At 36.0% G+C, this 12,326-nt stretch carries 10 protein-coding genes; 2 read left to right on the top strand and 8 right to left on the bottom strand.

All coding sequences use genetic code 11. The features are described from left to right. Positions 1-13: 13 nt before the first annotated feature. Positions 14-1,048 (top strand): DUF3231 family protein, encoded by a 1,035-nt coding sequence (locus tag ACWNMZ_RS10390; protein WP_031540684.1) that lies wholly within the window; start codon positions 14-16, stop codon positions 1,046-1,048. 310 nt (positions 1,049-1,358) lie between these two features. On the opposite strand, the gene ACWNMZ_RS10385 is transcribed toward ACWNMZ_RS10390, so the two are convergent. Next, a complete protein-coding gene (locus tag ACWNMZ_RS10385; protein WP_449598492.1) occupies positions 1,359-2,819 on the bottom strand; it encodes an IS1182 family transposase in 1,461 nt (486 codons plus the stop codon). Between the two features lie 500 nt (positions 2,820-3,319). Here ACWNMZ_RS10385 and ACWNMZ_RS10380 point away from each other — a divergent pair, with 500 nt between their 5' ends. Continuing rightward, positions 3,320-4,336, top strand: a complete 1,017-nt coding sequence (locus tag ACWNMZ_RS10380) for an IS1595 family transposase (protein WP_048717680.1) — start codon at positions 3,320-3,322, stop codon at positions 4,334-4,336. Between the two features lie 465 nt (positions 4,337-4,801). Here the strand turns inward: ACWNMZ_RS10380 and ACWNMZ_RS10375 are convergent, their stop codons facing one another. From ACWNMZ_RS10375 to ACWNMZ_RS10345, 7 genes are all read right to left on the bottom strand, one after another. Beyond that, positions 4,802-5,500, bottom strand: a complete 699-nt coding sequence (locus tag ACWNMZ_RS10375; RefSeq protein WP_031539411.1) for a polysaccharide deacetylase family protein — start codon at positions 5,498-5,500, stop codon at positions 4,802-4,804. A gap of 149 nt (positions 5,501-5,649) precedes the next feature. Further along, positions 5,650-5,814, bottom strand: a complete 165-nt coding sequence (locus ACWNMZ_RS10370) for a YozQ family protein (RefSeq protein WP_081836705.1) — start codon at positions 5,812-5,814, stop codon at positions 5,650-5,652. Positions 5,815-5,895: 81 nt separating this feature from the next. Then, a complete protein-coding gene (locus tag ACWNMZ_RS10365) occupies positions 5,896-6,678 on the bottom strand; it encodes an ABC transporter permease (RefSeq protein WP_031539410.1) in 783 nt (260 codons plus the stop codon). A gap of 6 nt (positions 6,679-6,684) precedes the next feature. After that, positions 6,685-7,488, bottom strand: a complete 804-nt coding sequence (locus ACWNMZ_RS10360) for an ABC transporter permease (protein WP_031539409.1) — start codon at positions 7,486-7,488, stop codon at positions 6,685-6,687. 5 nt (positions 7,489-7,493) lie between these two features. After that, positions 7,494-8,471, bottom strand: coding sequence for an ABC transporter ATP-binding protein (locus ACWNMZ_RS10355; protein ID WP_031539408.1), 978 nt, complete (start codon positions 8,469-8,471; stop codon positions 7,494-7,496). Between the two features lie 810 nt (positions 8,472-9,281). Then, a complete protein-coding gene (locus tag ACWNMZ_RS10350; protein WP_251630137.1) occupies positions 9,282-10,634 on the bottom strand; it encodes an amino acid permease in 1,353 nt (450 codons plus the stop codon). 226 nt (positions 10,635-10,860) lie between these two features. After that, on the bottom strand, positions 10,861-12,198 hold the full coding sequence (locus ACWNMZ_RS10345; protein ID WP_449598625.1) for an ISLre2 family transposase: 1,338 nt from the start codon (positions 12,196-12,198) through the stop codon (positions 10,861-10,863). Positions 12,199-12,326 lie beyond the last annotated feature (128 nt).

Here is a 12,326-nt window from a genome sequence, read left to right as displayed (position 1 = left end):
AAGGAGTTTTGTCATGGACACGCGTGAACCACTGAATATACGTTCAACAAAAACGGCCCTCACTAAAAAGCTTACATCAGCAGAAATGGGGAAACTTTGGGCGACTTACACGGGAAACAGCATGTCTAAATGCTATCTCCATTTCTTCCTTCAGCATGTGGAGGATCAAGATATTAAAAATTTATTAAAAAAGGCTTATAAATTATGTAGTGAATTCTTAAATACGACAGAAGGCATATTTAAGAAGGAGAATTTTCCAATTCCAAAAGGTTTCTCTATAGAAGAAGATGTAAATCTTGATGCCCCACGTTTATTTGAAGATGAATTTTATGTGCATTATCTTAAATATACTGCCAAAGCAGGGATGAGTATTTATAATATAGCTGTACCACTAGTCTTCAGAGAAGATATTAGGGAATTTTTTATTTATTGTATGAAAGCTACTATGGATTTAATAGAGCAAATCAACGAACTGCTAATGAAAAAAGGACTGATTAGTAAACCAGCTATTATTCCATTACCTGAAAAAGCTGAATTTGTTCACAAGGATTTTTTAAATGGATTTTTTGGGCACATAAGACCTTTACATGCATTAGAAATCGCTCATCTTTATGACAATATTGAAAACAATACTGCAAGCAAAGCATTAATTATGGCTTTTAGCCAAGTTACAGAAAATGAAGAAATTCGCGAATTATTTATTAGAGGAAAAAATTTCACTCATAAGCATGTAGAGCTTTATATGGAAAAACTACATAATGAAGATTTACCAGCACCATCATTTATTGACCATTTAATAACAACGTCTACCATTTCTCCTTTTTCTGAAAAAATAATGCTATTTCATAAAGTGGATATGTTTTCCATGAAGATTAGATCATTTGGAAATTCGGTTGCTGTGAATGGAAGACATGATTTAGGTTTTATGTATACAAGAGGATTAATTCAAATAGCTTCGTTTGTGGAAGATGCAGCAAAAATTATGATTAAAAACGGCTGGATGGAGCATCCACCTTATGCAGCACAAAGAGATATGTTAAGTAAATAGCGGCTGGGACATAAGCATTTCAACTAATAATAAACACGAACTTTAATATAGTTAACACACATGAAAGTTCGTGTTTATTAGTTTGAAAAAAGGTTTAAAAACGAAGTGAAATGGAGCGGAGGACGCTCGACTCCTGCGGGAAATAGAGGAAAGGCTGAGACCCCGCAGTGCAGCGAGGAGGGCACTGAAAAACCGATGATTTTTAAATCCTAAAAATCATCGGTAAATCTGTTTTCTAGTTTTTTATGTCTTATTTCCACATATCTCCATATATGAAAGGTGAATTTCCTAAATCCTTCAATTCCTCCCCTTATTTTTCGTTCATTAACTTTAGAATTCTTTTTAAATTCACCGCAAATATGGTGGTGGCCCCTTGAATCTGCATACCAAATAAACCCGAGGAAGTTGCTTTTTTCAACCCGTGTCTGTTCTTTAATTCATTATTTTTCGCTTCTATTTTATATCGTTCTTTTGCCATTTTTTTGAATTCTTCTGTCTTTTGGAATGCCTCTTGTTCCAAATGAGTATTGGATTTAATCGTAACGGAAAACGACTTTGTTTTCGCTCCTTCTTTATAACACCCATTTTTAAATGGACAAACTTTACACTTCTCAACATCAAAAAAATATTTTAGTTGCGGATTTCTGTTTTCATCTTTTTCTCGTTTCTTTTTTCCTTTTTTAATGGCTAAGTGACCAGCGGGACAGGCATACATATCGGCATCTTTGTTAAATTCAAATCCCGTCTTACGATGAGGTTGTCCATTGGTTATTACTGGGTGTAATTTTGAAACAAGCTGCATGTTATTTTCCTTGGTATATTCTAAATTTTCTTTTGCAGAATATGCTGTATCTCCTAAGATAGTTTCTACCTTCATTCCTGCTTCATTTGTCTTTTCCACTAGCTCTTTTAAATACTTTCCATCTCCTTGTTCTCCAGAGGTAATAACAGCGGCAGTCACAATACGTTCATCAGACATGGCAATATGCGTTTTATAGCCGTGAAAGGCATGGTCAGCGGATTTATAACCTGTTCTCGCATCTTCATCACTGGAATAAGACGACTGTTCCTGGAAATCTTCTATTATTTCCTTTAATCCATTTACTTTTTCACGTACAGCTGGAATGTGTACGACCTTTGCCTCCTGTTCTATTACTTCTACTAATGCGGAACAATAGGCAAGCTCCTTTTCTACTTCATTCGAAGTAGGTTTGGCCGGAAATTTTTCCTTTATCGATTCATCGAACGAATAAATTAACTTTCGTACTTTTTTGGCTTTCTCTTGTAAATATTCTTTCGGTGATTTATTTCGATAACGGGAAAGGGTATGGGTGGCGTCTACGATAATCGTTTTACTCGTGATTATCTTCTTTTCCACTGCGATTTCTACTGTTTTCCCAATTAATAAGTCTAATAAAGCAATATCTTGAAGCCGCATTCTCCGAAATTTCGTTAGGGAGCTTGGATTGATCACTGGATCTTCTGGAGCCATATCTAAAAAATATTTAAAGGACATATCATACTTAGAACGTTCCACCACATCGATATCGGATAAATCAAAGATTACCTTTAAGAGTAGGTATTTAAACATACGGATTGGTGGGATAGCGTTTCTTCCATTATCCAAACAATACTTGGATGTTAGTTCCTCCAGGATAAAGGAAAAGTCAACCAAATCATTTATTTGGCGAAGCATGTTATCTTTCGGAACAACTAAATCGTAGATAAACATATATGGACTTAAGTTTAATGTCTCTTGTTTTTCAAGCATAAAATACTCCCCACCAACGTTTTTTTCCATTATATAAGAAAAAGGGGGAATATGGGGAGAAATTCCGCATATTCCCCCTTTTTTTGGGAGTTTTTCCAAATTAAATAAGAATTTAATTATTTGAAAGCGAATATTAAGTTGGTTTGGAGAGGTGACCGCTTGACTCCTATGGGAGCAGCGAGAAAGTCCGAGACCCTGCAGGAGCGTAGCGACGAAGCGGCTCGGCGCTCGCCCCAATGAGTCATGTGGTCACCTCGGAAAACAATTTACACATCTAAGTTTAAAAGGCGGTTACGACCAATCATCAATAGCTATCAGTTTTTCAGTGGTCTCGCAGCGAGGAGGCTCAGCTTCCTCCCCGGCGCATCGTGCGTCTGTAGCGCAATGGAACGACTTAGTTTTTAAACTTAACTATATTTAAAAGGCTGTTTTCGTATAAATTGTGGCTATGAAAAAAATAATGTATAATGGTGTCAAAAATTGCGGAAAGGGTGTTCCTGATGGCGATGGTTTGGCACGATGTTTATAAAGATTTTCATTCTTTATCCAAGAGCGAACAATTGGAATTGTTCAAAGCTCTACAACAAGACCTGTTTCCAGAGCCTAAAACCGATATTTCCAAGATGGTTGGCGAGGTTCGTGAAACTCGTTTTTCTAACGGTTTAGCTTGTGTTTATTGCGGTAGTATGTCTGTTAAACGTAATGGCAAATACCGTTCACGCCAACGCTATCTTTGTAAGGATTGTGGAAAATCGTTTAACGATATGACAGGTAGCCCGTTATCAGGAACTAAGTACCCTCACAAATGGCTTGATTATTACAAAATGATGATTGAAGGATTAAGTCTGCCTAAAATAGCAAAGGCACTTAAAATTCACGTTTCAACGGCATTTTATTGGAGACATAAAATCCTGAATGCGGTTCGTTCACTTGGTCATCAAACTCTACAAGGCATTGTAGAAAGTGATGAAACATTCTTCTTGGAAAGTGACAAGGGAAAAAAGATGATTACACACAGAAAGGCTCGCAAACGTGGTGGAGTTGCTAAAAAGCGAGGTATATCGAAGGAGCAAATCTGTGTCGTAGTGGCTCACGATAGAAACGGTCAAATATTCTCTCAAAAGGCAGGGAAAGGGCGTATTACTGCTATCGAAATAGACGAGGTGTTGGGCAAGTACATCGATACCTCTGCTTTGTTATGCACAGATACCGCTACAAACTATAAAAAGTTTGCTCAAATGAAAAGTCTGCAACACGAAGCCATCAACGTAAGTAAAAAGCAGTACAAGAAGAAAGGTATTTACCATATCCAACACGTCAATGGTTATCACAAGCGATTGAAGAAGTGGATGGATAGATTTCAAGGAGTAGCAACTAAATATCTTGATAACTACCTATTTTGGCATTGTTATATGGAACTAAACAAGCAATTACCTTCCAAAAAAGTTGTTAAGCAAATGCTTCTAAGTTCTTGTCAACGAGTAAATTTCACAACTGTTGCTAAACTAAGAGCGTAAAAAAACTTGGTTTAAATCAACCAAGTTTTTGTCGGTACTTGTATAGATAAATTTTTTCGGAAATAAAACTTATCACCAAACCGATTATTAAGGGAACTAACGACCCTGTTGTAACAAAGAACCCACTTGCATTATTTGTGTACTCGTATTGAAACATTAACCAAGGAATAGTAAACACATAACCAAGCAAGTAAAGTAAGGCTGTTGCCAGTGCAAACGACCCAAAAGTAACTATGAACCCCTTTAATTTCATTTAAAAAACACCTCCTAATTAGATATTAACAAATTTTTCTTGTTGTTAGTATAATATACATTTTTTTAATTTATAAGCAACAATCTTTTAGAAAAGAGCCATTTAAAAACAAAAAAACCATCATGAGAAATTAGCTTTATTCAAGAGCTAAATTAGAGATTGTTCGTCTTTAAAGATTAGTTATTTAGTTTTGTCCCAGCCCCTTATCCCCTTTAATTTCCTGCTAATTCCTGTAGCTCATTAACAGTAATAAATGTATAGCCTTCCTCTGTTAATGTTTTTAAAATCCCTTCGATTGCTCTTATTTCCTCCCCTGTTTCATCATACATTGGGTGCATTAAAATAATGGAGCCTGGGTTCACAGATTCTTTTACATAGTTTACTTTATCTTCAACACTTTGATAATAAGTATCTGGTTCGATATTCCATAGAATGGTATCCATATTTGCTTTTTTTAAATAATAAGGAAGTCCAATAAGTTTCTTCCCATTTGGCGGTCTGAAATCTATCTCCCCTGTATAACCCGCTTTTTTAATTAATTTATTTGTATCTTCTATTTCAGTTTTTATAAAGGATTGCGATTTAAAAATCATTCGATTGTGAGAGTATGTATGATTCCCAAGTTGATGCCCTTTTTTTGCTATTTCCGCTGCCATTTGAGGGCTCTTTTCTATTTCATTTCCGATAAGAAAAAAAGTAGCTTTTGCATCATATTCATCTAGCAATGCTAGAATATCGTCCACATTTTTTGTTGGTCCATCATCAAATGTTAACGCAACTACTTTCTCCTTTGTCTCCACATGATTGGTTAATCCACCAAACAACTGAAAGGTTCGTGCATTCACTAATTTATAGGTACTAAATAAAAGCAAAAACAATATGCCAATTAATATTATCCATATTTTTTTCATGCTAACAGCCTTTCTTTCTCCTATCTTTCAATACTCTATAGTATATCTTATGCAAACAAAATAGATAACCAAGAAACTCCAACAGCAAAAAAGAGAAGAATGCCTAAACACTCTCCTCCCTTCCCATTTCTATATATAGGAAACAATCGTTATTCTTCGTCCTTTTCCTTTTTCTTGTCAATCGTTCCTTCTGTTAAACTCTCTTTTGCCTGGTCATGGGTTTCTTTCATCCCTTTTGAAGCCTCATCCTTCTGTTTCTTCTCATTAGGCTCATGTATTTTCCCTGCTAGACTTGTAGTTGATTCTTTACTCATTTATAACGCCTCCATTCTAGTTGATATAAACTTATTTACTAGTTTTATACCACCTTTAATCGAACAGAAAACATCGTCTTTTTACGAACCTGTTGATCGATAGTGTCGTACACCAACTATCCAAACAAAAATGCATGGAAAGATAAATATTATACCTGCAAGCAGCGTTAGCATATATAGCCATCCAGCCTCTCCTCCCTTACCAAGAAGATATAATAAAGGTAAATAATTGACACTTCCAAAAGGAATAACAAAAGTAAAAAAGCGTGTCACCCATTTTTGATAAATATTTAGAGGATACTGAGCCATTTCTCTGCCGCCATCTGTAAAAATATTGGCAATTTCCAAACCTTGTATGGTCCAAAAACTAAGCGTGGCGGCCAAAATAAAAATCCCCGTAAAGATGAATACCCCGCTTATGATCATCAATAAAAGTGTTAGAACTTTTATTAAACTCCAATCGATTGCTAGATTACTTAAAGCCCAAGCTAAAACGATAACACTTTGCAAAAGTCTGCCTACTCTAGTAAATTCAAATTTTGAACCAAGAACCTGTACAAATGTTGTCCTTGGTCTAACAAGCAATCTATCAAAATCACCACTTGCAACGAGACTGGAAAAATTATCGAATCCTCTTGCGAAACATTCACTTAATGCAAACGCCATGTGGATGATGGCAAAGCAAAGAGCAACCTCATAAAAATCCCAGCCCTTTATTTGTCCAAATCGCTCAAATAAGAAGTATAATCCAGCAAAAGCAGAAAACGGAACAAGAAATTGCCCTAATGATAACAGCCAGAATGATGTTCGATACTGCATTTGTGATTTAAATAATACGAGAAGGTATTGAAAATAAAGTTTCATCTAGCTTCATCCTCCTTGCACAATTATTTTTTTCATCGCCTTTTGTAATGCTATCTTCCCAAAAAAAGCAAGTACGAACAGCCAAGCGAGCTGAATAAATATACCCTCAACCGCTTCTCCATTGGGAATATTCCCTGAATAAACGCGGAACGGAAAATCAGCCGTTAATCGAAAAGGAAGGAGATAAACAATTTGTTGGAGCCACTCTGGCATTAATGGAATAGGAACAACCATCCCAGCAAAAAACTCCCCTACTACACCAAAGACTAAAAGTGACCCCATTGGCGATAATGTGATAAAAACAGAAATATAAATAAACATAGAAATAGCTACTAAAACCAATAGTCCTAATAAAAGAGAGAGACAAAATAACAAGAACGTTTTTACATCTGGAGGCAACATCAGCCGATAAGCTGGTGGCAGCAAAAAAGCCAGCAATAATATTGGAAAACACCTTAATAATGCGCTAGCCAATCGCTGGGCAAGTAATTTACTAAACCAATATTCATATATCCCAATTGGCCTGCATAGCTCATAAGCAATATTTCCTGTTGTGATTAAGTCAAATAATTCATTATCACGAAACCATAGCATAATAAAAGCTAAAAAAGATTGCTGAAGCCATAAATAAGTAACCAATTCTTCTAAAGAAATTGGTTGATTTGAGCTTGCTTGGGCATAAAAAGCCTGAAATATCATAATATAAATAAATCCCCAGAAAAACTGTGTAGCCACTCCTGCCAATGCAGCGGCCCGATACTGCATCCCATTTAATAATCGCAATCTTAATACAGCAATATACGGTTTCATTGTCCTCATATCTCATACTCCTTATAAAGCTGTACAATTATATCTTCAATTGGCTGGGATGTCACTGAAATATCAACTAAATCAAGGGAATGAGACAATTTCATGATTACTTCCGATACAGAGACTATCGTAGTATCCACACTTATTATGGCTCTTTCCTCTGTCCAAGAAATCGGAGTAGTACCAGGAATTTGAATGGGACTAGTACTTGATTTATAGTCAAGTGTTATAGTGCGATGGGAACCAAAACGGCTTCTTAATTCCTGTAAATTTCCATCATATAATAAGCTCCCTTTCCCTACTAAAATGACTCGATCACAAAGTGCCTCAATATCGAACATATCGTGTGTTGTAAGGATAACGGTTACGTTCTTCTGCTTATTGATTTTTTTTATAAAATTTCTTACAGCAATTTTGCTTACTGCATCAAGACCAATCGTAGGTTCATCTAAGAAGAGAATTTGTGGGTTATGTATTAGGGAGGCTGCAATTTCACAACGCATGCGCTGTCCTAAACTGAGCTGTCTTACTGGTGAATGTAGAATATCCTTTAATTCAAGTGTTTCTATTAATAGGGATAGCGTGTCGTTATACTCCGTATCTGGTACCTGATAGATATCTTTTAACAAGGCAAAAGAATCGATTACCGGGACGTCCCACCATAGCTGGGAACGTTGTCCAAAAACAACACCGATATTTTTTACATATTCTACTCGATCCATCCATGGTGTATAGCCCATAATTTCACAACTGCCACTATCAGGAACTAAAATACCGCTCATCACTTTTATCGTCGTTGATTTGCCTGCACCATTTGGCCCGATATAACCAACAATTTCTCCAGTATTAATCGTAAAACTCACATCATTTAATGCATGAACAATCTTGTGTTCTCGATGTATGAGAGCTTTCAAACCTGCTGCCAATCCCGTTGTCCTTTTTGCAACCTTAAAGGACTTATTGATACCTTCGACTTTAATCAATGCATTTCCCTCCTTTTTCCAAAGAAGACTATAATAGCATTCTAGTTAAGAAGGTGTCAATTAGTTTTTTGATTTTTTAAAATCTTCTTTCTGGTTTAAATCAACTTACAAGAGAAAGGCTGGAAAAAACCTTTAAACCGATTCATTTGGAGAAATATGTTCTGAAATGACTATTGTATTGGCATCATTTTAGTAATTGGCGAGTTTCTTCATTAGGAATATAAAACTTAGTTACAGGGAATATGATTCGTCGTAATCTTATGTCTTCACCTTTACCGAAGAACCGTGAAAGGAAAATTAGCGGAGTTTTTCCGGTTAAATGCAGAATGGAGCTTGTTTCAAGGTAAATAAGGGGAGTTTTTCCGCTTATCCCCATCAAAATCACCAATTTCTGAAGGTTTCGTTCCAATAGGAGGAATTTCTCCGTCTATTCCTGCCTTTTTTTATAAAAATTACTAATTAAGCGGAATTTTTCCGTTTATTATCAGCTTTGATGCTTAAGCGGATCTCCCAGGCAATCAGTGGCAGACACTCTCCATCCTAGATGAGGGCATTTTATCGACCACCTTATAAAATCAATAAAATTGGTACTCAAAACAACACTGTGTCTTTTTTAATTGTACATTACTTATTGTCCATCATAATAATGATGTCCATTGCTATGTCAAATCTAAAAAACCCCCAAAAGTTAGTACTTTTGGAGGTCGGTACCTATCCTTCTTTTCTTGTGTCATTTAGTAAGAATGAACACGAAAACAGGACCTTTTAAATAACCTTTCCAGGCTTAATCGTTTTTCATAAAGCAACCAATCAATTAGAAGTTCTATTCCACTTTAATTGGTGAATAACTAATAATAAAATAAACCACACTGGTGTCACAATTAAAGCGATTCTTGTATCCTCTGCGAGTGCTAAGACAACAAGTACAAATGCTAGAAAAACAAGAATAATATAGTTAGCAACAGGGTACAGCGGCATCTTAAACTTATTCTTCGCAGCTAGCTCTGGTCTTGTTTTTCGATATTTCATATGACAAATAACCGTAATTGCCCAAATATAGATAAAACAAACCGTAGATATACTTGTTATTAATGTAAATACACCCTCTGGCATGAAATAATTTAAAATAACCGCAATTAACACAACTATAACTGAAAAAAACAAAGCATTTGATGGAACTTGATTTTTAGTCAGTTTAGCTAGTGCTTCTGGAGCATTCTTTTCCTTTGCTAAAGCATACGTCATTCTACTAGTACTAAAAATCGCACTATTACATGCAGATGCAGCAGAAGTTAAAACAACAAAGTTAACTATTCCAGCAGCAGCAGCTATTCCCACTGCCAAGAAGACTTGAACAAATGGGCTTTTCGCAGGATTAATAGCATTCCAAGGATAAATGCTCATAATGATAAGCAATGCTCCCACATAAAAAATCAAGATTCGAACAGGGATATTATTGATTGCTTTTGGAATAACCTTTTCAGGATTCTCTGTCTCACCAGCTGTTAATCCGACTAATTCAATACCGACAAATGCAAACACAACCATCTGAAATGAAAGGATAAATCCGTGCATCCCATTTGGAAACATTCCATCATGGCTCCATAGATTGGTAAAACTAGATGGGCCAGCATTTGTTGAAAAGCCTTTAACAATCATAATAAAACCAATAATGATTAAGGCAATAATCGCAATTATTTTAATTAAAGCAAACCAAAATTCCATTTCACCAAATAGCTTAACAGTAGCTAAATTCATAATCAGTAATACCATTAAGGCGATAAAGCCTGGTAACCATTGCGGAACATTTGGAAACCAGAACTGTGTATACATGCCAATGGCTGTTAAATCTGCCATTGCAATGGAGATCCAGCAGAACCAATACGTCCATCCTGTTACAAAAGCAGCCCTATTTCCAATATAATCATGAACAAAATCAACAAATGAATGATATTCAAGATTCGATAAAAGTAATTCTCCTAATGCACGCATAATCAGAAAACAAATAATACCTGTAATAATATATGCAAATAAAATAGAGGGTCCTGCTAAATTAATGGACTTACCCGCTCCAAGAAAAAGGCCGGTACCAATCGCTCCCCCAATGGCAATTAATTGAACATGTCTGTTTTTCAAGCCTCTAGACAATGTTTCTTGCTGCATTTAAAATCACTCTCTCTTCATTTATACTATTAAATTCTATTATGTAACAAAATCAACGAATTATAGTTTAGCACATTATAAAGGAACATTCACGAATCTCTCTTCTTATGATTGAGTCAAGTTTTTGTGGGAGTTTTTTATAGCTCCCTTTTTATAAAGTAAAACTTCTAATTTTGTATCCGTTTTCTAAATGTTTTCTTTTATCAAAATTTCGTTTTTTTCTTTTTTAAAAACCTTTTAATCCCTGTAAGGCAAAGTGAACGGGTTTTCCAATCACCTGATTTAAGTATGGCATGTTCTGACGTACGGTTTCTGTCACTAATTTTGTGGATATTTTTCTTTTCGGTCGATGCTCTTTCTTTGATTTTTCCGTGGCTTTTTCCCATTTTCCATATATCGTTTGGATAGATAGATCATCCTTCAACCCAATCCACAAACGTGCCATGCTCATGACCCCTTTTTTGCTCCATGCTCTTCCATTTTTTAATCGTTTGGCTAATTGATTCATCATTGCTTCTGCACTTCCCATTGGTCGATACGCTGTCGTGTCCACGCCTTTCTCCTGTAACCAACTACGGTAATCTTTTATGGTTTCCTGATGATGCGTTAAAAAGGCGAGGAAATGCGCTAGTTTTTCTTCTTCTTCTGGTGTATCCATTGTTCCTACCGCGCTATTCAACTCTAAAAATAAGGAATCAACCTGATAATTTCTTAACGCTCTTTTCATGTAGCGATATCGAGGATGGTTTTTCATAAGCTGCTTCATCGAACGAGCGACATGAAAACGATCCATGGTGAAAAAGGCTCGTTCCCGAAAATACTCTCGACATGCCGTTATCCAGCCTGCTCCATCGCCATTAATAATAAGCAAGGTTTGGGTTGGATCATACGCATAATGATTCTGTAAGAATGTTTCAAAAGCTTCCCAAAAGGGTTCTTTTCCTTCATAGAGAAAATGCCTTTTATTTCGGAGCCTGACTCGCTTTCCGTTTTCTTTCCATCCCTCATGTACAGCGGCGAATTTCAACTCCCATCCACGCTTTTTCTTTTCTTGACTCTTCACATATAATCCATCTACTTCGACAAACAATACCTTTTGAAAAGGGCGTTTTTCCTTAGCGGGAAGTACGCTTGTATGAAGAAGATGTTGCCGTAATGCTTCGTGGCTCATCGCCGAATAGCCTAAAAATTGTTCGAACGTTTCCACCGCCTTTCGATAGGAGGAACCATTTGTCGCTAATTCTAGCCCCCATTCTTCTAATAGTGGACTAAACCCTTTATTCCCTTGAAACTGTAAGTAGTGATCTAACAGACATATATATTTTTTGGTCACTCGATCGAAATAATAATTACGCTTCAGCTCCACTGCTCCAAACGCTGTATCTACTCGTATTTCTCGTTTATCTCGTAAAGCAAATCTTCTTTTGTCTCGTTGCTGAGCAATCTCTAGATCCCAATTTTCTAATGTTTGAACAAGGATTTCTTGAAAGGTCATTTGTAGTGTTCGAAATAAAGTTTTTTCCAATTCTTTTAATGATGGTAATTTTATGTTACATTCATTCATGAGAGCCTCTCCTTTTCGTAGTGTTCTAGGCAAACTCTACTTTACAAAAGGAAGCTCTCTTTTTTAATACTTAATTTTTTCCAGCTACCGCGCTTTCGCTTGGTGGCCTTTTTGTCTAGTTGGGGGAC

It is taken from the genome of Niallia sp. Marseille-Q9988 (genome assembly GCF_976954375.1).
This window is presented reverse-complemented; position numbering and strand designations above follow the sequence as displayed.